The organism is Kordia algicida OT-1, assembly GCF_000154725.1.
In the GTDB taxonomy this organism is placed as follows: Bacteria; Bacteroidota; Bacteroidia; order Flavobacteriales; family Flavobacteriaceae; genus Kordia; species Kordia algicida.
The window spans coordinates 3,595,461-3,619,017 of the sequence record NZ_DS544873.1; the positions used below are offsets into that span (position 1 = coordinate 3,595,461).

At 35.2% G+C, this 23,557-nt stretch carries 18 protein-coding genes and 1 tRNA gene; 16 read left to right on the forward strand and 3 right to left on the reverse strand.

Annotation, left to right across the window (positions count from 1 at the left end; genetic code table 11):
* The first annotated feature begins 85 nt into the window (after positions 1 to 85).
* Positions 86 to 4,159: a T9SS C-terminal target domain-containing protein gene (locus KAOT1_RS15375; protein ID WP_007095780.1), complete on the forward strand. Its 4,074-nt coding sequence runs from the start codon at positions 86 to 88 to the stop codon at positions 4,157 to 4,159.
* Positions 4,160 to 4,671: 512 nt separating this feature from the next.
* On the opposite strand, the gene KAOT1_RS15380 is transcribed toward KAOT1_RS15375, so the two are convergent.
* The gene (locus KAOT1_RS15380) at positions 4,672 to 5,508 is read right to left on the reverse strand and encodes a hypothetical protein (RefSeq protein WP_007095781.1); all 837 of its coding nucleotides are present in this window, start codon (positions 5,506 to 5,508) and stop codon (positions 4,672 to 4,674) included.
* Positions 5,509 to 5,611: 103 nt separating this feature from the next.
* On the opposite strand from KAOT1_RS15380, the gene KAOT1_RS15385 reads away from it, so the two are divergent.
* From KAOT1_RS15385 to KAOT1_RS22070, 9 genes are all read left to right on the forward strand, one after another.
* Positions 5,612 to 6,256 (forward strand): thymidine kinase, encoded by a 645-nt coding sequence (locus tag KAOT1_RS15385; RefSeq protein ID WP_007095782.1) that lies wholly within the window; start codon positions 5,612 to 5,614, stop codon positions 6,254 to 6,256.
* A gap of 8 nt (positions 6,257 to 6,264) precedes the next feature.
* Positions 6,265 to 7,374, forward strand: a complete 1,110-nt coding sequence (gene alr, locus KAOT1_RS15390) for an alanine racemase (RefSeq protein ID WP_007095783.1) — start codon at positions 6,265 to 6,267, stop codon at positions 7,372 to 7,374.
* Positions 7,375 to 7,461: 87 nt separating this feature from the next.
* On the forward strand, positions 7,462 to 7,869 hold the full coding sequence (gene mscL, locus KAOT1_RS15395) for a large conductance mechanosensitive channel protein MscL (protein ID WP_007095784.1): 408 nt from the start codon (positions 7,462 to 7,464) through the stop codon (positions 7,867 to 7,869).
* 166 nt (positions 7,870 to 8,035) lie between these two features.
* Positions 8,036 to 9,025, forward strand: a complete 990-nt coding sequence (locus tag KAOT1_RS15400; protein WP_007095785.1) for an aspartate-semialdehyde dehydrogenase — start codon at positions 8,036 to 8,038, stop codon at positions 9,023 to 9,025.
* Positions 9,026 to 9,198: 173 nt separating this feature from the next.
* Positions 9,199 to 9,582, forward strand: coding sequence for a hypothetical protein (locus KAOT1_RS15405; protein WP_007095786.1), 384 nt, complete (start codon positions 9,199 to 9,201; stop codon positions 9,580 to 9,582).
* A gap of 183 nt (positions 9,583 to 9,765) precedes the next feature.
* Complete coding sequence (locus tag KAOT1_RS15410) at positions 9,766 to 11,925, forward strand: prolyl oligopeptidase family serine peptidase (protein WP_007095787.1); 2,160 nt, start codon at positions 9,766 to 9,768, stop codon at positions 11,923 to 11,925.
* Positions 11,926 to 12,219: 294 nt separating this feature from the next.
* On the forward strand, positions 12,220 to 13,167 hold the full coding sequence (locus KAOT1_RS15415) for an ABC transporter ATP-binding protein (protein WP_007095788.1): 948 nt from the start codon (positions 12,220 to 12,222) through the stop codon (positions 13,165 to 13,167).
* 150 nt (positions 13,168 to 13,317) lie between these two features.
* Positions 13,318 to 14,430, forward strand: a complete 1,113-nt coding sequence (locus tag KAOT1_RS15420) for a hypothetical protein (protein ID WP_007095789.1) — start codon at positions 13,318 to 13,320, stop codon at positions 14,428 to 14,430.
* A gap of 63 nt (positions 14,431 to 14,493) precedes the next feature.
* The gene (locus tag KAOT1_RS22070; RefSeq protein ID WP_007095790.1) at positions 14,494 to 17,535 is read left to right on the forward strand and encodes an FG-GAP-like repeat-containing protein; all 3,042 of its coding nucleotides are present in this window, start codon (positions 14,494 to 14,496) and stop codon (positions 17,533 to 17,535) included.
* A gap of 169 nt (positions 17,536 to 17,704) precedes the next feature.
* Here the strand turns inward: KAOT1_RS22070 and KAOT1_RS15430 are convergent, their stop codons facing one another.
* On the reverse strand, positions 17,705 to 18,916 hold the full coding sequence (locus KAOT1_RS15430; protein WP_007095791.1) for an ABC transporter permease: 1,212 nt from the start codon (positions 18,914 to 18,916) through the stop codon (positions 17,705 to 17,707).
* The gene (rbfA, locus tag KAOT1_RS15435) at positions 18,917 to 19,318 is read right to left on the reverse strand and encodes a 30S ribosome-binding factor RbfA (protein ID WP_007095792.1); all 402 of its coding nucleotides are present in this window, start codon (positions 19,316 to 19,318) and stop codon (positions 18,917 to 18,919) included.
* Positions 19,319 to 19,405: 87 nt separating this feature from the next.
* Here rbfA and mce point away from each other — a divergent pair, with 87 nt between their 5' ends.
* The 6 genes from mce to KAOT1_RS15465 all read left to right on the forward strand — a co-directional run bounded on the left by mce (position 19,406) and on the right by KAOT1_RS15465 (position 23,549).
* Positions 19,406 to 19,807, forward strand: a complete 402-nt coding sequence (gene mce, locus KAOT1_RS15440; protein WP_007095793.1) for a methylmalonyl-CoA epimerase — start codon at positions 19,406 to 19,408, stop codon at positions 19,805 to 19,807.
* Between the two features lie 53 nt (positions 19,808 to 19,860).
* A tRNA-Ile gene (locus KAOT1_RS15445) sits at positions 19,861 to 19,934 on the forward strand.
* Positions 19,935 to 20,049: 115 nt separating this feature from the next.
* Complete coding sequence (locus KAOT1_RS15450) at positions 20,050 to 20,931, forward strand: DUF6617 family protein (protein WP_007095794.1); 882 nt, start codon at positions 20,050 to 20,052, stop codon at positions 20,929 to 20,931.
* Between the two features lie 124 nt (positions 20,932 to 21,055).
* The gene (locus tag KAOT1_RS15455; RefSeq protein ID WP_007095795.1) at positions 21,056 to 21,358 is read left to right on the forward strand and encodes a helix-turn-helix domain-containing protein; all 303 of its coding nucleotides are present in this window, start codon (positions 21,056 to 21,058) and stop codon (positions 21,356 to 21,358) included.
* Positions 21,355 to 22,248 (forward strand): hypothetical protein, encoded by an 894-nt coding sequence (locus KAOT1_RS15460; protein WP_007095796.1) that lies wholly within the window; start codon positions 21,355 to 21,357, stop codon positions 22,246 to 22,248. The genes KAOT1_RS15455 and KAOT1_RS15460 overlap by 4 nt, the downstream gene beginning before the upstream one ends.
* 68 nt (positions 22,249 to 22,316) lie before the next feature.
* Complete coding sequence (locus tag KAOT1_RS15465; protein ID WP_007095797.1) at positions 22,317 to 23,549, forward strand: site-specific integrase; 1,233 nt, start codon at positions 22,317 to 22,319, stop codon at positions 23,547 to 23,549.
* The last annotated feature ends 8 nt before the right edge of the window (positions 23,550 to 23,557 follow it).

Consider the following 23,557-nt stretch of genomic DNA (forward strand, 5'->3'; position numbering starts at 1 on the left):
TTAAAAAAATAGTAAGTCGTAATTCCTGTATCTTTAATGTTATATATACGCAACCTTTTTTAGTTTTGGGTATCTTTTATAATATATGAAGCAACGTTACTTTTTACTTTTTCTACTTACTGCAACTTTGTCGTGGAGTCAATCTACAGACTTATCTGTAAGTGTTGAAGTTACCGATGCAAGCGGCACAACAATTCCAAATGTATTTTTGTTTCAAGAGTTTAGCTACGTAACTACCATCAGCAATTCAGGGAATGCTGTAAACAATGCCACATTTTCACAAGAACTCAATCCAAATGTCACTTTTGTTTCTGTAGAAAGTATCAATCCACTTGGTGGCGCAGCTTTGGCAACCAATTTGGCTTTTAACGGAAGTAATGATTCTGTTGAAGGAATACTTCCAAACATGCCGACAAATTCTAGTGTACAAATTCGCATCAACCTAAGAGCGCCAACAGAATTAGGAGGAATTTCAACAACAGCCGAAGTTTTTCCGCCAACAGGCACGACAGACACCATGCCCGATAGTAATATTGCCATCGTTTCTATGGATGTAAATAATGTTGCTGTTGATTTTGAAGTAGATTACCAACAAGTTTCGCCACCTGCAGGAACTGGAATTTCCGCTTGGGGCGATCAGGTTACTTTTGAACTTACCATTACAAATAATAGTACGATAGAATTCCCCGTTTCTAGTTTTGGACTTTTTCAAACGATACATTCTGATACTGCCAATGGAACAGCTTTGGTACAATTAATTTCTGTTTCTTGCATTAGCGCTACAGGTGGCGTAAGCTGTCCCACAAACTTAGGCTCTATCAGTGGAAACGCTGTTGCTGTTATTCCCACACAAGAAATGTATCACTATGATAATGAAATTATTTTTCCGCCACAAGCAAGCATTACATTTAGTGTTACGTATGCGTATTTTGAAGGTGAATGCGGAGAAAGTATCGATCAGATTGTGACACGAAGTTTTGCGCAAATCAATTTTGAAAGTTTAGATATAGCAAGTGTACGATCAGATAATGTACTAACCAATTTACTTTTTTCAACACTTTGTCCGTGTACGGATGTTTCTATAAGTACGATTATTACAGATCCAACAACAGGTAATTTTATTACAGATTATAGCCAAACGGTAACCTTTGAAACCACACTGACCAATAATGGACCATTAGACACAACGATTCGTTTCTTCTTGCAAAACTTAGGATTTCAGTGGGAAATTATATCGGTTGAATGTATTAACGCTTCTGGCGGACTCACTTGTGGAGATATCGTCTATGAATCTGACGGACTTGGTCAATTTTGGGAAGTCAATAATTTTATGATTCCGTCTGGCGGACAGGTTATTACCAGAACCGTGGTTCGTTACTTAGAACCCATCTGTCCTGTTAATGTTCCGTTTCTTTCTCCATACAGAAGTACGATTAATATGCTAGAACATATTGATTGTAATCCTGATGATAATAATGAATTTGGAAACATTCTGCTTCCAACAGCTACGGGAACTGACGAATGCATCAGTGCAAACGATTTTTCAATTACCAAAACACAAGTCAGTCCAGCATTACCTTCTGGTGGTTCTGCGGGAAATCCAATTCCTTGGGGCGATATTACCTATCACATCACCATTACAAACGATAATTTAGTGCCAATTCCGCTAGAAGTTTCCGACTTTTATGGAAATCCAGATTCAAATACTTCTGTTGTAGGAACACTACAATCCGTAACTTGTATTGAAACAACAGGAACTGCCGATTGTTACGATATTATAAATGCCAATATTGGTGTCGACAATACACTTTCCAACGATATATTTTGGGAAATCACAGCAGCAGAAAACTGGGAATTAGCACCCGAAAGTTCCATTACTTTTGAAGTTGTGGTCAATTGGACGCCGCAATGTTCCAACCAAGTAATTTCTGTAAACAACAGAGTGAGCGCAACAATCATCGGCGAAAGCATCGAAAAAAATGCTTCGGAAATTAGCTATTTAACGCCATGTGTCGATTTAATTGTTCAGACATTTCCGTCCGTACCAACAGTTCCAATCAATACAAATTTTGAATGGGTTGTAGACATTACCAACAGCGTCATCAGCTCAACAGCGACAGACGCTTCATTTTCTACAGTAGTAAATTCGGCATTTACCATCACAGGAACGCCAACCTGTACTATTACAAGCGGAAATGCAACTTGTGTTACAACATTTAATGTAGATACGTCTACGAACATCGTTTCAGGAATCATACCATTACTCGATCCTGATGCTACTGTACAATTACGAATTCCTGTCACAGCTCCAAATTTTGGTGGTTCGTTTAACAATGTTGCCGAAGTACAACCCGATCCTGCTAATAACGGAGAATTTGATCCAAGTACCAATATTTCTATTTCGAGCATTCAAGTTATTTCACCTACGGTTAGTAAAAGTTTTGTTCCAGATGAAATTATCGCAACACAAACCTCAGTACTGACCTTTACCATTGAAAATATTCCTGGAAACGCGGCACAATCGGGCATTTCGTTTACTGATAATTTACCTGCGGGAATCGTTTTAGCGGGCGAACCAATTTGGGTACAAAGCAATGGTTGTACAGCAGATTTTGTGGGATTGACCAATGACACTTTCGTGGGAATTGCCAATCTAGTATTTCCTGAAGGAGTTGCCAACTGTACATTTTCCGTTTTAGTTACTTCTGAAACGCCAAATTTATACACCAACGAATTTGCCAATTTTTCAAACCTGAATAATATTGATGCGACAAATGTGTTTGCAACGCTGAATGTTTTGCCGTTGCCACCAAGTGCCGATTTGGAAATTTCGCTTATCACAAATCAAACACAATACTGTGAAGGCGATGACGTCATTTTTACGCTGACAATTACAAATAACGGACCTGACGATGTTGAAAATGTTGCTGTAGAACAGTTTTTGAATCCACTAGGATTTACATATATAAGTGACGATGTTGGCGGAACGTACACAAATGCGACAGGAATTTGGGAACTTTCAGGAATTACCATTCCTGCAAATGCTGGAAACAATACGTTTACCGCTCAAATTACTACAACAGCAATAAATGTTGATGCTACGCTTGTGAATCAATATGAAAGTACCGCAGAAATTACAGCGACCAATTTGCCAGATTTCGACAGTGATGTTGCTACAAGTTTTAATGTAGATGATTTAGGCGATGGACTTGCTGACGATGACGAAACAGCGCTTGAAGTAACAGTGTTTGAAATTCACAATGATGTAAATTTGACGGTTGATACTTCGGAAGTTTGTATTGGAAATTCGGCAACGCTTTCCATCAATAATCCTATGGTAAATTATACCTATAATTGGTATGAAGCTTCAAATCCTGCACAAATTGTATTTACGGGAACGATGTATGAAACGGGAATCATCTCATCAGATACGAGTTATGAAATTGAAGTTATCAATGAAAACAATTGTCCGGGAATTGCGAGAGAAATCGTCACAGTAACCGCAATTAGTTGTGTCGATTTAAGTATTGAAAAAGAAGTAGATACAGAAATGCCTTCTATTGGAGAAACCATCCAATTTACCATTACAATTACCAACAATAGTGATATAGATGCTACAAATATTTTGGTGGAAGAACTGCTTCCTAATGGTTACGAATACATTTCACACATCAGTAGCAACGGTTTGTACGACAATAACTCACAAGTATGGAATATTGCAACCTTGACAGCGGGAAGTTCGGCAACGTTGACACTTAATGTTACCGTTATCAGTGGTGACAATTATACAAATGTTGTACAAATCACGAGTTTATCAGAAGTAGACATGAACACTGCCAACAACTCAGCAACGGCGATTACATTCCCAGATTGTTTAGCAATTCCGAATGGTTTTTCGCCAAACGGAGATATGATAAATGATGTTTGGGAAATTGCTTGTTTGGATAATTTTACAGATAACGAATTAGTGATTTTTAATCGTTTCGGAACCATTGTTTACAAAACCAGAAACTATACAAACGACTGGAATGGTCAGAGCAATCAAAATGTCGTACTAATTGGCAACGACGATATTTTACCTGTCGGAACTTATTTTTACATTCTCAAGCTTCAAGGAAATACCATTGAAAAAACGGGTTGGGTTTATTTGAATTATTAGTGTTTAGATCGCTTTGCTGTTAGACCGCTGGCGCTGTTGGATATTAGATCGCTTCGCTTTTAGACATGTTCCTGCTTAGGCAGGAATCGCTTCGCTCAATTCAAGGTTGTTTCCGAGATCATTATTTGGTTTTATATAAAATGTTAAGTTTTAAATATGTTTCTAAGATAAATTTGAGTGTTGTCTGAAACTAATTGATACATTTCCAAATTTTCAAATTGCTACATTAATTAGGTTCGCTTTGCTTTTAGACATATTAGTTTGGATGTTTTGACTTCGAAACCAATTATTCAATCAAAAGCTGAAAAACAGTATTGAGTATTGAGAAATTTTAAAGAAAATAGGGTGTTTCTTAAAGAACATTTCTACAAAAAAATTCAAAATTATTTATCAGACAAAATAACATCAAGCAGAGTCAAAATGTGATACTAAGTCAAACTCAGAATGACGTTTTGACTTCGAAACCAATCTTTCAATCATTCAATTTTCAATCTTTCAATCCCAAAAAACCCTTACGCAAACTTACGTTCAATAATTTCCAAGAAACGTGTTTCATATTCCTCTTTTCCTTGCCAATTGTTATAATCTGGTTTAATCATATTGAATATAAAATCTTTCGCTTCTGCTTCACTTTCTGTCGTATTCAATTGCGAAATTACACGGTTATAATCTTCCTGATTGCCATCAAATAAATGCTTTGTAAATGCAATACGATCGTTCAATCCAATAGAAATCCCTGTATTCAACCGATCATTTAAGGACTTAGGTTTGGTTTCTGTTTTGGTCGCTTTAATTTCTACCTCAACTTTCGTTGTTACTTCTTTGGTAACCGTTTCAGTAACTTTTGGTTGTGGTGTTTCTTGTACAACTTCTTCACTTTTTACAAATGTTGGTTGTGGCAACACATCTGCCAAAATATCTTCTAAAGTTTCCTTTTTCGCGGGAGATGGTGTTGGTTCTACAGGCGTTTCCGCTGTAGCGGTATCATTGTCTGCATCATCATCTTCTGGCATTTCGGCAACCATATTTTTAATCGTTTCCATCAATGGTTCTATCAGTTCGTCTTGTTCAGGATCTTCACTTACCAAATGATGACGGATAATTTCATCTTCTTCGGCATTCTTTTCTACTTTATCATGATTGTAGACGTTCTCTAATGTTTGGAAAAAAGAAGAATCGGCATAGTCAGGTACAGAATCTTTAAACTGTTCTTCAAAAAACAGCATTACCGACAATTTTTCAAAAACTTCCTTCGCTTCTTTATGCAATGCAACTACGTCTTCTTTGCCCTTTAACTTAAGGATGCGATGCGCAATACTTATTAAATCTCCTTCTAATTTTTTCTTCATAATTTTTAAACTAATGTCGTTGTATAACCTTTGGTTTTTTAATAAATTTGTTCCACCTTTACAAAAACGAGTATAAATTCGTTTTCGACCTGAAAATTACAAAATGTTTCTCGAAAATACAGTAAATCATAAAGAACAATTTGGTTGGATTGAAGTTATTTGTGGTTCAATGTTCTCTGGAAAAACCGAAGAATTGATCCGAAGACTCAAACGAGCGCAATTTGCAAAGCAAAAAGTAGAAATATTCAAACCTGCTGTTGACATTCGATATGATGATGAAAAAGTGGTGTCTCACGACGCAAACGAAATACGCTCTACACCTGTTCCCGCTGCCGCCAATATAAGATTATTAGCCGATAATTGTGATGTTGTTGGAATTGATGAAGCACAGTTTTTTGATGATGGAATTGTTGCTGTGTGCAACGATTTAGCCAACAAAGGAATTCGAGTGATTGTTGCTGGACTTGATATGGATTTTAAGGGAAATCCTTTTGGACCAATGCCTGCACTCATGGCGACAGCCGAATATGTAACAAAAGTACACGCCGTTTGTACCCGAACGGGAAACCTAGCACAATACAGTTTTAGAAAATCCAAAAGCGACGATCTGGTCTTGCTAGGAGAAACTGATGAATACGAGCCATTAAGTCGCGGCGCTTACTACAAAGCAATGCTAAAAGAATCAGTGAAAGAAATTGAAGTTGATGATGCGGAAGAAATCATTCCCAAACAACAACCTGACAATTAACTACCATAATGTTACACATAGAAGAATCTGTTTTAGAAATTAATTTTAAAGCGCTACAGCAAAATTTTGAATTCTTAAAATCCAAAACAAAAGCTGACACAAAATTTTTAGCCGTTGTCAAAGCCTTTGGCTACGGAAGTGATGCCATCGAAGTTGCAAAATTCCTTCAAGACGAACTTAATGTTGATTATTTTGCCGTTGCCTATATCAGAGAAGGTGCATATTTACGAGCCGCAGGAATTACAACACCTATTTTAGTGCTGCATCCGCAAATTGTAAATTTGAAACACGCCATTGCATATAATTTAGAACCTAGTTTATACAATGATCGTATTTTTAACGCGTTTGCAAAAGAAGCCGCAAAACAAGGAAAAAAAGACTATCCTGTACATTTAAAATTCAATACAGGCTTAAATCGTTTAGGATTTTTTCATACCGATACCGATTATATCTTTAAAAAACTAAAAACACTTTCACAGATAAAAGCAGTTTCATTATTCTCGCATTTGGCTGCCTCAGAAGATAAAAACGAAATAGATTTTACCAAAAATCAAATCCGCTTATTCAATGATGTTGTAGCCAATTTTGAACAAACATTCAACTACAAACCTATTTTACACATGACCAATACTTCTGGGATTTTAAACTACCCCGAAGCACATTTTGACATGGTTCGTACAGGAATTGGTTTGTATGGTTTTGGAAACGATCCGAAATACGACAAACATTTACAACCTGTTGCTTCTTTAAAATCGGTCATCTCACAAATACATCGTATTGAAAAAGGAGAAAGTGTAGGTTACAATCGCGCATTTGTCGCAAACGATTATACGACTATTGCTACGATTCCTATTGGACATGCAGACGGCATCAGCAGACAATTTGGAAACGGCGTCGGAAGTGTTGTCATCAATGGAAAAAAAGCGCCAATCATAGGAAATGTGTGTATGGATATGCTGATGGTAAATATCACAGGAATTCGTTGTAATGAAGGAGATGAAGTCATCATTTTTGGTGAAGGACAAACTGCTGAAGAATTGGCTTCAAAAATAAATACAATCTCTTACGAAATCCTCACAGCGGTTTCTCAACGAATAAAACGTGTATTTCTTCGGTAATTGTACCAAAAGTCTATTTTAACAAATTGAAAACTAGTATATTTTTCACTACATTTAGATTCAATTAATAACTAACAATCAAATATTATGTTTAAAGAATTTAAAGAATTTATCATGACGGGCAATGTTGTTGATCTTGCCGTTGCCGTAATTATGGCAGGTGCTATTGGCGCAGTTGTGAAAGGATTTGTAAGCAATATCGTGATGCCAGTTGTCGGATATTTTACAGGTGGAACAGACTTTAATGATAAGAAAATTATTTTAAGTGAAGCTGTGGTTGATGCTACAGGAAAAGTTGTTACTCCAGAAAATGCTATTATGTGGGGAAGTTGGATAAACACTATTGTAAACTTAATTATTGTAGGTTTTGTAATGTTTATGATTGTAAAAGCATACAACAAAGTAAGAAAGAAAAAAGAAGAAGCTCCAGCAGCACCAGCAGGACCTTCTCAAGAAGAATTATTAGCAGAAATTAGAGATTTATTGAAGAAATAATTAACTTCATTACACATAACAAAAGCCACTCCGTAATGAGTGGCTTTTGTGTTATATATAACTTTTTGTGAAATTTTTGAGATATCAAAAAAATTATACAAACCATACTGTATTTATTCCTAATTTTGCCAAATATACCTAATTACAAAGACCAAAAATTAAATACATGAAAGTAGCAGTCGTTGGCGCAACAGGAATGGTAGGAACCGTGATGCTTAAAGTATTAGCAGAACAAAATTTTCCTGTTACAACCTTAATTCCAGTAGCTTCTGAAAGATCTATTGGAAAAGAAATTACCTATCAAGGAAACGCATATCCTATTGTAAGTATGCAAGATGCTATTGACGCCAAACCAGATATTGCCTTATTTTCTGCGGGCGGAGGCACTTCCTTAGAATGGGCTCCAAAATTTGAAGCCGCAGGAACAACCGTAATTGACAATTCTTCGGCATGGCGAATGGATCATTCTAAAAAATTAGTTGTTCCAGAAATCAATGCGACGCAATTAACCTCAACCGATAAAATTATTGCAAACCCAAACTGTTCTACCATTCAAATGGTAGTTGCTTTGGCACCATTGCACAAAAAATATAAAATAAAACGTATTGTAGTTTCTACCTATCAATCTATTACGGGAACTGGCGTAAAAGCGGTTCGTCAATTAGAAAGTGAATATGCTGGTGAGAAAGCAGAAATGGCATATCCGTACCCAATTCACAGAAATGCATTGCCACATTGTGATGTATTTGAAGAAAACGGCTATACCAAAGAAGAAATGAAATTGGTACGCGAAACTCAGAAAATTTTAAACGATAAAACTATTGCAATTACAGCAACAGCCATTCGTATTCCTGTAGTTGGTGGACATTCTGAAAGTGTTAATGTAGAATTTGAAAATGATTTTGATGTTGATGAAGTTCGTCAATTATTACAAGAATCTCCTGGAATTATTGTTCAAGATAATCCTGATGCAGATGAATATCCGATGCCAATTTACGCAGAAGGAAAAGATGAAGTTTTCGTGGGAAGAATTCGTCGTGATGGTTCGCAACCAAATTCTTTAAACATGTGGATTGTGTCCGATAATTTACGCAAAGGAGCTGCGACAAACGCAGTACAAATTGCTCAACATTTAGTAGACCACAAATTGGTTTAATATTCAAACTAAAAAAAGGACACTTCGACTCCGCTCAGTGTCCTTTTTCTTTCCAAATAACTATAAATTAGTCAGTTATTAAACGTACTTTATAGTTCACATTGTCGAAAATAGTTGGTAAATACGGTATCTTTTTCCTATCTTAATAGGACACTAACTCAAAATTTTCGCGTATGAATTCTAAGTTTACCAAAATTATCCGTTTTGTATTAGGGCTAATTCTCATCGTATTTGGCGCAAACAAGCTCTTAATGATTTTTAATGAAACTGGCTTTTTACCCGCATTAAAAATGACAACTTTTACAGAATCCTTCGAAAATATTGGATACATTTTACCTGTTGTGGGTGCGCTAGAAGTTTACATTGGTATTCTATTAATCATGAAAAAATGGGTGCCTTTTGCCTTAACGCTGCTTGCTCCAATATCAGCAAACATCTTACTATTTCATTTCTTTTTAGATCCGTCTAGCGCAATAATTGGCGCACTTTTAGTCGCGTTGTTAAATGGCATTTTAATTTACAAGCATTGGTCACAATTTAAACCCTTGTTCTATTAATAAAACTCACAAAAAAAATCTTAGCATTTTGTTAAAACCACTTCAGAATAATTGAAAGTGGTTTTTTTTAGGTTAAATTTGAAGGAAACCAATCCTGTTCTAATGAAATACGTGTATGTAATATCTTTTCTTTTTGATTAGATTTTGTATACCAATACCATCAGACAAATAAAAAAATTATAGATGAAACAGTTGTTAAAAATTAGTTGTCTCGCAGTACTTTTCTTCTCTTGCGAGAAAGAACCCAAAAAAACAGAAATAAAAGTGAATTACCCAGAAACGCAACAAAAAGAAGTGGTTGATACCTATTTCGATACCGAAGTAAAAGATCCGTATCGTTGGCTTGAAGACGATCGCTCTAAAGAAACAGAAGCTTGGGTAAAAGATCAAAACAAAACCACTTTAGGATACTTAGACAACATTCCGTTTCGTGATGCGCTTAAAAAACGTTACACACAATTAATGAATTATGAAAAAATCAGTGCGCCTGTAAAAAGAGGCGATTATGAATATTTTTATAAAAACGATGGATTGCAAAATCAATACGTAATTTACAGACAAAAAGAAGGTGGAGAACCTGAAGTCTTTTTAGATCCTAACAAATTTTCAGAAGATGGGACAGTTTCCATGGGAAGTGGTTTAAATTTTTCTGATAATAAAAAAATCGTAGCGTATGCAATCTCAGAAGGCGGAAGCGATTGGCGAAAAGTTATCATCATGGATGTTGCTTCAAAAGAAGTGGTAGAAGATACTTTGGTAGACATCAAATTTTCAGGAATCTCTTGGAAAGGAAACGATGGTTTTTACTATTCTAGCTATGACAAACCTAAAGGAAGTGAATTATCTGCCAAAACAGATCAGCATAAATTATACTACCACAAACTTGGAACTGCTCAAAAAGACGATCAATTAATCTACGGTGGAACTCCAGAAGAAAAACATCGATATATTGGTGGTACTGTTACAGAAGATAATAAATACCTTTTTATTTACCCAAGAACCTCAACATCGGGAAGTAAATTGTTAATGAAAGATTTAACGAAGCCAAACAGCAAAATTGTTACCATTTTAGATCATACTGATACAGATTCGTATGTGGTAGAAAGTGTAGGTTCTAAATTATACATTATGACCAATATGGACGCGCCAAACCAAAAAATTGTGACGGTTGATGCTTCCAATCCTGCGCCAGAAAATTGGGTAGATTTTATTCCAGAAACTGAAAATGTATTAAGTATTTCAAAAGGTTCAGGCTATTTCTTTGCCGAATATATGGTAGACGCTGTTTCTAAAGTATTTCAATATGATTACGATGGAAAATTAGTCCGCGAAGTAGAGCTTCCAGGCGTTGGAAGCGCTGGCGGATTTAGTGGAGAAAAAGACGATGAAACCTTGTATTTCTCATTCTCAAACTACAAAACACCAGGTACAACATATACATACAACCCAAAAGACGGAACATCAAAAGTATACAGAAAACCAGGAATTGACTTTGATCCAGATGAATACGAAAGCAAGCAAGTATTTTATACTTCCAAAGATGGCACAAGAGTTCCAATGATTATTACGTTTAAAAAAGGAATTGAAATGAACGGGAAAAATCCAACAATCTTATACGGTTACGGAGGATTCAATATTTCTTTAACACCATCATTTAGTGTTGCCAACGTAGTTTGGATGGAACAAGGCGGAATTTACGCAGTAGCAAACCTTCGTGGTGGTGGCGAATACGGTAAAAAATGGCATGATGCTGGAACAAAAATGCAAAAGCAAAATGTATTTGACGATTTTATCGCTGCGGCGGAATATTTAATTGAACAAGATTATACGTCTAGCGACTTCTTAGCTATTCGTGGAGGCTCAAACGGCGGATTGTTAGTAGGTGCAACCATGACACAACGTCCAGATTTGATGAAAGTTGCCTTGCCAGCCGTTGGTGTGTTAGACATGTTGCGCTACCATACATTTACTGCGGGCGCAGGTTGGGCGTACGATTACGGAACTGCGGAAGACAGCAAAGAAATGTTTGAATACCTAAAAGGATACTCGCCAGTACACAATGTAAAAGAAGGTGTTGAATATCCTGCAACAATGGTGACTACGGGAGATCATGATGATCGTGTAGTACCAGCGCACAGTTTTAAATTTGCTGCCGAATTGCAAGCAAAACAAACAGGAAGCAATCCGACGCTAATTCGTATAGAAACTGATGCTGGACATGGCGCAGGAACACCAATCTCTAAAACCATTGAGCAATATGCAGACATCTTCGGATTCACGCTCTACAATATGGGCTTCAAGGAATTGCCAAACAAAGCTGTTTTAGAGAAGTTTAAGGACTAATTTTAAGATTCCAAAAAACATTATTTCGAGTGTCCTGAACTTGATTCAGGATCTATCGAGAAATACTCGAATACATAAAAACCCGCCAAATTGAAGTTCAGTTTGGCGGTTTTGTTTTGAAGCACTTTTGTCATTCCGCATGAACATTTCGACTCCGCTCAATGTTCATGCGGAATCCACTTTGAAACTTAACAATTTCCTACCCAATCAAAAATGACATCAGAAAAAATCTTGACTCTACATCAGGAAAATTTTTCAATAATCTCCGTATTTTTACATTTCTAAACAATTGCTATGCTCAAGGTTCAAAACGTTTCCTTTTCCTATTTAGAAAACACGCCTATTCTTAAAGATATTTCTTTTAAAATTCCACAAGGAACACATGTTTCAATTATTGGCGAAAGTGGTTGCGGAAAAAGTACCTTACTCAAACTTCTCTATGGTTTGTATGACTTAAATGAAGGTGAAATTTTTTGGAACGACGAACAAATCTTAGGTCCAGCGTTTCATCTTGTACCAGGTTTTGAGCGCATGAAATATGTAGCACAAGATTTCGATTTAATGCCCTACACTACGGTTGCAGAAAACATCGGAACGTATTTGTCTAATTTCTATCCAGAAGAAAAACAACAACGCATCCACGAACTCTTGGAAATGGTAGAAATGACCGCTTTTGCGGATGTAAAAGCAAAACTACTCAGTGGCGGACAGCAACAGCGTGTCGCATTGGCAAAAGCCTTAGCACGCGAACCCGAAGTTTTACTGCTCGATGAACCTTTTAGTCATATTGATAACTTTCGAAAAAATGCGTTGCGCAGAAACTTATTCAGTTATCTCAAAAAAGAAAACATTACCTGTATTGTAGCTACACACGATCGTACGGATGCGCTTTCCTTTGCAGATTCGACAATTGTACTACAACATGGAAAACTCATCGCACAAAACGATTCGAAGGATTTATTTCAAAACCCACCAAACAAATATATCGCTTCTCTTTTTGGCGAAGTCAATGAGTTGCCTGCGCGTTTATTTCCTGAAATAAATGCTTCTACAGAAACGATCTTAGTCTATCCGCATCAACTAAAAATCTCAGACACATCTGATTTTAAAGTAACGGTACAACAAAGTTATTTTAAAGGAAGTCATTATTTGGTATTGGCGAAGTATGAGAGAAAATTGGTGTTTTTTGAGAGTTTGGAAGGTTTAGAAGTTGGTGTTTTGGTTGGATTAAAAATACTATAATTCGTAAATCTAAATTCAAAAATCAAAACAATCTCCACTCAAAAGGTAGGACAAAAAGACTTTCAGTTGTCTTATATAATGAGTAACTCACTAATAATCAATCATCACATAATTTTTTTTGTTATATTAGTGCACTAACTAAACTAAAACATGAACCAACAATTACTTAAAATTGCTGCCATAGCAATACTTTCTGCTATGCTTTTTTCTTGTGGCGATGATAATGATCCTACAACGCCACCAACATCAATAGATGACGATTATGTGCCAATTCCTACTTCGCCTGTCGTATTAGATATGAACGCATTTCCTTTTAGCACACTTTCAGAATATAACTTTTTTGAAGGCGAAATGAAAGATCAAGAACCTGTTTTAGGTGTCATTCCCTACGAACCAATCTCAACACTATTTACAGACTATGCCAAAAAGAAACGTTTTGTTTGGATGCCAGAAAACGTAGCGGCTTCTTATGTGGCAGATAGCGAACTTATTGAGTTTCCTGTTGGAACCATTCTTATAAAAACATTTTATTACGAAAACGTATTACCTGCTAATAACCAGCGTATTATTGAAACACGCTTGATGTTAAAAAAGGCTGACGATTGGTATTTTGCCGATTATGTGTGGAATGACGAACAAACAGAAGCTACGTTTAGCTTAGACGGTTCTTTTACAAATGTAGACTTTATGGAAGCCGGCGAAATGAAAAATACCAACTACAGAATTCCATCAGAAGTAGAATGCTTTACCTGTCACAAACAAGGCACAAACTCCGTTCCAATTGGTGTAAAACCACAAAACTTGAACAGTATGTTTGATTATGATGGCGGAACCGCAAATCAATTGCAAAAATTAATTGATGAAGGATATTTGGAAGATAATTTACCTGCAACAATCAATACGGTTGTAAAATGGAGTGATGAAACGCAACCAATCGACTTACGTGTACGTTCCTATATTGATATCAACTGCGCACATTGCCATTCAGAATTATCGCATTGCGATTACAGACCTGTACGTTTTGCCTTTGACGAATCTGCGGATGATACCAACTTAGGTGTTTGTGTAGATCCTGATGAAGAAATTACTGGAATGATAAAAATTGTAACTCCTTCGCTAAAAGAACGTTCCGTAATGTATTACAGATTAAATACAACCGCAGAAGAATTTAGAATGCCTTTACTCGGTAGAAGCATTATCCACAAAGAAGCCGTAAGCATGATCGGACAGTGGATTGATGGAATTGATACCGAATGTGAATAATAAACTAACAACCAAACCAACGCTATGAAACGCTTTTTGAGCGCATAGTATAAAAACCAGCCTATGAAAAAAATTACGTTACTAATATGCTTTCTGGCATCCTGCTTTTTTGTAACCGCACAAACTACAGTCGATTGTTCGGCTGGCGCTGTAAATACAACTTATTGTTACACAAATAACGACACAACAAGCTTTGTTTTTGTAAGTTCTGACGGATCAGATTTGCAAGTAACATTCAACGCAGGACAAACCGAAAATGATTGGGATGAACTCATTGTTTTAGATACAGATGGTACTGAATTATACAATGGCTATGGAAACAATGGCGACTTAACAGGATTGACATTTCAATCTAGTGGAGACACCATTACAGTTTCTATCAACTCAGACGGAACAATTAATTGTACTGATAATAACTACACTCATTGGGATTTTGATGTAAACTGTGCAACCTGTACAAATCCAACAGTAGCATATACTGTAGTAGACGATTGTGCTACAAGTGGCGGATTTTTGGTCGATGTAAACATATCTGACCTCGGATCAGCAACATCTGTAACCGTTTCAGACAATCAAGGAAGTGCAGATCAAGGAATATCAATGGCAGGAACGGTTCAGTTTGGACCATTTGCCAACGGAACTGATGTTGTAATTTCTATTCAAAACGACCAAGATGCAAACTGTAATGTAAGTAGTAGTTCTTTGACGCAGAGTAACTGTCCGCCGCCAGCGCCAGTAGGTGTTACTTGTGGATCAGGTTCATCATCATATATCTTTACAGAAGAATTTGATACTGCTTCTGGATGGACAGGAGATTTAAATAATGGTAACGGTTCATGGGAAATTCCTGATGGATCTACTTCTGGCGGAACAGGACCAGATACTGCCTTTAGTGGAGATAATTTTATGAATTACGAAGCTTCAGGAAATACAACTTTAACAGCTTCTGCGGTAAGTCCGGCAATTGACTTGACAACTGCGACTGATGGTGCAGAATTATCATTCTACTTACACGCTTACGGAGAAGATATGGGAGCATTGGAAGTGAAAATTGGAAACAATGCTTCTGGACCTTTTACCACCGTATTTTCATTATCAGGGGAATTACAAACTAGCGGAACCGAAGCTTGGGTTCCTATCGGAATAAACTTAGATAGTTACCTAGGACAAGTCATTTATGTCGAATTTAGCCACACAGGAACAGGAACAGGTTTCTCTGGAGACATGTCAATCGATTTCGTTCGTGTAGAAACTTGCGGAACATTTTGTATTGCACCTTCAAGCATTGTAGCTTCAGGAATTACACAAGATGCTGCAAATATAAGCTGGACGCCAAATAGTGGAGAAACTGCTTGGGAATATGTAGTGCAAGCTGCGGGAACAGGAATTCCATCAGGTGCAGGAACTCCTTCTACGGTAACCAATGTCAATCTCAATTCATTAACTCCAGCAACAAATTATGAAGTATATGTTCGTGCTATTTGCGGAACGGACAATAGTATTTGGGGCGGACCTTTAAACTTTACAACATTAGCACCACCGCCACCTGCGACATTTACAACCTCAACGGTTGCTACCACAGGAAGTCAAAGAGCTGCTGTTGATATGAATGGTGACTTTTTAGACGATGTTGTTTCAATCTCATCAACAAATGTAAATATCTTTTATCAGCAAACTATTGGTGGTTTGAGCAATACAGCTACAAATATTACCACAACAAACGCAGATAATACACCTTCTTGGAGTTTGGCTGCTGCCGATTACGATAGAAACGGATTTACAGATTTATTATATGGAGGTGGAAACGGAGTCACGTTTATGAGAGCCAATGCTACAGGAACAGGATTTACAGAAATCTCTGGATCAGAATATGTATTCTCGCAACGTTCAAACTTTGTCGATTTAGATCAAGATGGAAACCTAGATGCGTTTGTGTGTCATGATGTTGATCCGAATGTATATTACATGAATGATGGAAGCGGAAACCTAACGTTTAACCAAGGTGGATTGGGCGATATTGCAGGTGGAGGAAACTATGGCTCTATCTGGATTGATTATGATAATGACCGAGACATGGACATGTTTATTGCCAAATGTCGTGGTGGTTCGACAACAATCAATATTAACGAATTGCACCAAAATGATGGAACAGGAAACTTTACAGAAGTTGCTTCTGCGGCAGGTTTGGCTGATCCGTTACAAACATGGTCTTCTGCTTGGGGAGATTTTGATAACGATGGAGATATGGACGTTTTTGTCGGAGCAAGTTCTACTGCAGATGGAACGCACAAACTTATGAGAAATAATGGAAACGGAACATTTACAAACGTTACTGCTGCTTCTGGAATATTGCCTGATTTGACTAATTTAGGGATTGAAAATGCAACATACGATTTTGATAATGATGGAAACTTAGACATTGCATCCAACGGAAGTATTTTATTTGGAAATGGTGATTTGACATTTACTGTCTACGATAACATACTCGCTGGAAATAATGGTTCTTTTGGAGATTTAAATAATGACGGATTTATTGATGCCATTTCTGGAACAACGTTATACACAAACACGACCAACAGTAATAATTGGGTAAAAATTACCACGACTGGAGTTGCAAGTAATATAAACGGAATTGGTGCAAGAATTGAAGTGCATACCGCTTCTGGAGTTCAAATTCGTGATGTGCGAAGCGGAGAAGGTTTCCGTTTTATGAGTACATTAAACGCTCATTTTGGAATTGGAACTGATGATGCTATCACAAATATCATTATTTACTGGCCATCAGGAACGGTTGATAATTTGGAAAATCCGACCATCAATACGCATCATATCATTACAGAAGGGCAAACTTTAAGTATTGAAGATGAAGAATTGGCAAATGCTGTTTCAATTCATCCAAATCCTGTTGGGAAAATTATGAACATCAACAGTCCTATAAATTTAGTTGGAAAAATAGCAACGATCTTTAACATTGAAGGAAAACGTGTGATGAATTTAAAACTAAAAGAACATAAAATTGATGTTTCAAACTTACGCCAAGGAAACTATATCTTACGATTAGAATCTGATGGAAAAGTATTTACTCAAAAATTCATCAAACTTTAAAAAACAACTTTAAAATCATATCAAAACTCCAATGCTGTATTGTATTGGAGTTTTGTCATTTTAATAAACTTTGTCATTTCTGCGTAGGCAAAAATCCAAGTTGAAGAATTACATTTTAAGAAGTTTTATTGAAAAGTACTTCTCAATAGTTCTATGGAGCGAAGCGAGTTTAAGAAGTCTGTATAAAATCTTTATTAATGCGTCGGCTAGCCAAATACGAAGCCAAAATTCCTAAAATGGTAATGGTTAAGAAAACCGTGACACAATTTATAAACTTCAATTCTACAGGATATGGCAAACTTGGTGTAATGTAAAACAGTTTGAATTTCAATTGTAAAAACACTACAATAACGCCTAAGATAATTCCGAGCAATCCGCCCAAAGTAGTTATAATAATTCCTAAGTAGAAAAAAATACGCTTAATCTGTCGCACCGTAGTTCCCATGCTAAACAGGGTTTTCATGTTACTACGTTTGTCTAAAATCATCATCACAATGGCGCCAACTACATTAAATAATGCGAGAATCAACACAAGTGTAAAAATCAGGTAAATCGCTATATTTTCAGTATTTAACATCTTATATAAAGCATCATTCAGCTCAATACGATTTTTTATAATGACATTATTATCAAAAACAGCAGCAATCTTTTCTTTTACCTGAGTTTCATTAGCTGTAGCTAACAAATCAAATTCAATATTGGTAATTTCATTCACATCAAATTCAAGCAATTCTTGCGCTAAAGCCAAATTTGTAAACACATATTTATCGTCTAAATCTTCATTAATGCGATAAATTCCTGTGGTGGTAACTTTTACTTTTTCATACGGGTTTTTAGAACTACTTGTAATACTCTTAGTGCCAGGTTTTGGCACAATAATTTCGAGTAAATTGCTATAATCATACGCAATTACACCTAAAAGGTTTGAAACACCAAAACCAATCACGGCTTCATCATACGCATTCGGATTGATCCAATTGCCAACATACATAATGCTGTCCATAGCGTTAACGTCTCGGAAATATTGATCGACACCTTTTATATTGGCAATATGATGTTTGTTCTTTAAACTCAGTACTACACGTTCTTCCACCACTTGTGAAAACGATACAATTTCTGGAATTTCTTTCAGTTGTTGGAGTTGTGTTGCGCTTACGCGAAAGGACTTTCCGGTTGCCGCTTCAATCTTAATATCAGGATCAAAATCATTGCTAAATGACAAACTGAAGGTCTTTAATCCTGCAAATCCTGAAAGTACAATGAACAAAGCCAATGCACCAATCACCACAACAACACTTGTAAAAATGTTGATAATGTTGATGGCATTTTGCGAACTCTTAGAGAACAAATAACGCTTGGCTATGTAAAAAGCGAATTTCAACTAGGCTTTCTTTCTTTTATCTAACAAATCACGATCTTCAATTGGGTTTTCTTCTCCTTTAAGCGACTTTTCAATGTTTTCAATATATTCCAACGAATCGTCTACGTAAAACGTTAAACTTGGTACTTTTCGCAATTGGTGTTTTACGCGTTGTGCCAATTCGTGTTTAATTAATGGCGCATTTGACTGAATTCCTTCCAACAATTCTTTTCCTTTGTTATGTGGAAAAATACTCAAATATACTTTCGCCACGGAAAGATCAACCGTAACGTTTACTTTCGTTACTGAAATAATTACGTTTGTCAGTCCGCCACCGCGTGCAGCTCCTTGCAAGATATCTACCAAATCTTTTTGTAAAACTCCTGCTATTTTTTTCTGTCTATTACTTTCTGTTTCACTCATAATACTGCAAAAATAGAATATTAAGACTATAAAACGTTGACTTTACTACTGAATTGCAATAACTTTACATCCAAAATAGTAAAAAACGTGAATAAAATAGAACATATCGGAATCGCGGTCAAAGATATTGAAGCATCCAATCAATTATTTGCAAAGTTGTTCAATAAAGAACATTACAAAATGGAAGAAGTAGAAAGTGAAGGTGTAAAAACCTCTTTTTTCCAATTAGGCGAAAGCAAAATAGAACTTTTAGAAGCTACACGAGACGACAGTCCCATAGCAAAGTTTATAGCCAAAAAAGGCGAAGGTGTACATCATATAGCTTTTGATGTAACGGACATTCACGCCGAGGTAGCACGACTTAAGGATGAAGGTTTCATCGTGCTAAACGAAACGCCCAAAAAGGGCGCAGATAATAAATTGGTGGTTTTTTTACACCCAAAATCTACCAATGGTACGCTCATAGAGTTGTGTCAGGAAATAATTTAATGGTATTTAAATTTTTACGGAATTAAAAAAAATAGTAATATTGCACCCGCATTGGTCCCATAGCTCAGCTGGTTAGAGCATCTGACTCATAATCAGAAAGTCCCTGGTTCGAGCCCAGGTGGGACCACAAGTAAAATCAAGCCTTGCAGAAATGTGAGGCTTTTTTTATGTCTTCAGGTTAAACATAGGTTAAACATTTTTAGCTTTCCTATATTTGTTAATAAAGAGTTTTTTAATTTCAAATGCAGAACAAACAATTACTTTCCTTTTATTATGACCTGCTATTTACATATGGAATAGCATCTATAAGAGATTCTTTTATAGGAAATGAAACTATAAAGAATAAAGGCTATTCTTTTATTCAGGAGCATGACTATCACATGAAAGATGAAATGGTGGAAGATGATGATTTGATGCCAACTTTTGTTACAGATATTATAAAAAGGGAGGATTTTTTAAACCGTTTAATGCAATTCGAAAATTCTAGTATTAATTCTGAGTTAGAAACTCAGTTAAATTCAAAAGGTCTTAAAAAGGAGAAATTGAATTTATTAAATCAATTCTTTGATGACTTAAAAGTTCTTCTTAAAAGAATTGATAATATTGAAGATAGGGACAGTGAAGCAATAAGAACATCACTTTTAGAAATTACCAGTAAAGTTAAGCAACGGTATCAGCTCATTGTGTCAAACCACGATGTCTTTAAATATTTAGTTAAGGATTCAGACATAACTTTTTTTAAAAACAAAAATCTTAAATATAGTTTTTACCAAGAGCTTTACGAGTTGGCATATTCACTTTATCTAATAGATGATATTGAAATAGAGGAATCTCATTTTGTAGAAGCGTTTATTTCCCCAAAGCCATCAACACTAATTAATAAAATTAGATTTTCGGCTAACAACATGATAGCATCTTACTTTTTAGAGTCATTAAAACCATTTTTTAATGGTTTTAACCACATCACAATTGAAGCTAGTGAAATCTTTCTTAATAAGCAGGGAAAGGTTTTAAAGAGCACCGATATTTATGCTTCACTATCAAGAGGGAAAAACAAATATCTTAATGAGAAGAAAAAAATAGATTCTGGGATTTCGGAACTTAAAAAGAAGCACTTGAAATAACCTTACACTTCACCTTACACTTTGCCTTAACCCTTTGATACACTATGTAAACAAAGGGTTTTTTGTTGCCTTTCTTTGTCTCATTATTAACAAGGATATGCGCATATCCATAACAATTAAAGTTATGGAATTTATCCAGAAAGAATTAAAAGAAATAAAGGAATTGCTGAAAAAACAAACACTTCAGCAAAAGGAAATTTTAACTATTGAAGAGGCTTCAGAATTTTTAGGTTTATCTACTTCTAGGCTGTATAAAATGACAAGTAATAAGGAGATTCCTCATTACAAGCCTGGAGGCAAGAAGATTTATCTAAATCGTCAAGAATTAGAGCAATGGATTCTAAATAGTAGAGTAGACTCTATCAATGATGTAGATGATGAGTTGGATAGCTACTTAAGTAGAACTAACAAAAGTCTAGCATCATGATAGATTATGTTAGACAATACTACCAAGATAAAAGTAAAATAGAGCCTTTTGTTACAGACAAAAATAATTTTGAAGAATTATTTACTGTAATGGAATATCATTCAGGAGAAATAAACTATCCATTTACTGCAAATATTGGTAGTATGGAAATTAGAATTAATGATAAATCAGTATTTGTAATGAACTCAATACACAAACTGTATAATGAATTAAAAGGCAACAAAGGTCATAATCATAATGATTTTCAATATTCAGGTATTTGTCAAACAATAGATTATCTAGGTAGTAAATTGATAGACTTAAGAAAAACGAGGTTAACACAGTTGGAATTTGGTTTAAATATCAAATTACCAATGCCTGCGGAATTTATTATTCGTGAAAACATCAGTTTACACAAGCTAGAAATTCATAATCACAATGAACAATTTAATGGTAGAGGTGAATACAAACAGTTTAACCATTACAACTATTATTTTAAAATTTATGATAAGGCAAAACAGTATAATTTAGGAGAACACATTATTCGATTTGAGATTAAGTATATACGTAGTAAAGGTTTTAATCCTCTAGGTGTTTTTAACATTTACGATTTAAAAAACAAAGAAGTTTTAAGAGCTCTGTTTGACGATTTGTTAAAAAGGTTTGATGAACTAACAATTATAGACAACATACCTTCAAACTCTAAAATGTCTAATCGAGAAAAACAAAAATTGGAAAGCTATTTAAGTTTTAATTTCTGGGACAAACTTTCTGTAAGAGAAAATAGAAACAAAAAAAGTGAAGAAGCTAAAAGGTTTCAAAAACTATTAATTAAACACGACTTACTAAAAACCAAGACTTTTTTAAGAGCAAGTTTAATTGAAAAATTTGATGAATTACTAAATAATTAACAAAGTGGAATGACAAATTCCTTAGTTATTATAACGGGAATTTGTCATTTATCAAAAACATAGAAAACATGGCAAGTATCAAAATATTATTAAGAAATAAGCCCAACAAAGAAGGACAGTACCCAGTTGTTTTAAAGGTTATAAAAGACCGAAAAATAAAGGTAATTACATTAGGAATAACATGTTTAGAGAAAGATTGGGATAAGGCAAATTCAAAATTTAAAAAGAGCCAACCAAATTACATGCAAAGAAATAGAGCGTTATTAAAAAAGAAAGAACAAGCTCTTAAAATAATAGATGATTTCTTCCTTGATGGTGTTGACTTCACATTAGCTCAGTTTGAAGCAAAGTTTAGAGGGAAATCAAGCTCTAACATTACTGTTATAGAGTTTTGGAATGAAAGATTATCTGATTTAAATAAGGCAGGAAAAACAGGTACAGCTAGAATAGAAAAATACGTGAAGAATTCACTTTTTAAATATGCTAAAAATAAGTCACTGCATTTTAGGGATATTACGCCTGTTTTTCTAGAAAAGTTTGAAATACATTTAAGAAGCAATAACAATGATGATGGAAGTATTGGTGTAAGAATGAGGCATATAAAGGCAATGTTTAACAGCGCAATAAAACAAGGAGTTGTAGATGAAAAATATTATCCATTTAAGGTTTATAAAACGGCTAAATTAAAAAGCAAGGGAATAAAAAGAGCATTATCAAGAAAAGAGATGAAGCTTATGGAATCAATAGATACCATTAAAAATCCAAATTTATTAGACGCTAAAAACTATATGGTATTCAGTTATTATTCTGGAGGTATGAATTTCATTGATATGATGAAGCTAAAATGGGAAAATATCCAAGAAGACAGAATTGTTTATACACGTTCTAAAACCAAAGGAAACTTTACAGTTAAAATGCTTGAGCCAGTAAAGAAAGTAGTAGAATATTATAAGGCACAAAACAGACCAACAGATTATGTGTTTCCAATACTTTTAAGCAATGACTTATCACCAATACAAATAGAATATCGTAAAAACAAAACACTAAGAGCTTTTAATAAAAAGCTCAAAGAAATAGCTTCAATTCAAGGTGTAAAGAAGAATGTTACCTCATATGTAATCAGACATAGTTTTGCTACTAATCTAAAATATGCGGGAATTTCATCGGATTTAATTTCCCAGACTATGGGGCATCATGATGTAAGTGTAACCAATGCTTACTTAAAAGAGTTTGAGAATGATGCAATAGATAATGCGATGAATAAATTGCTTGAAGAACCAAGGTTAAGGTATGCTTCTTAATCAGTTTA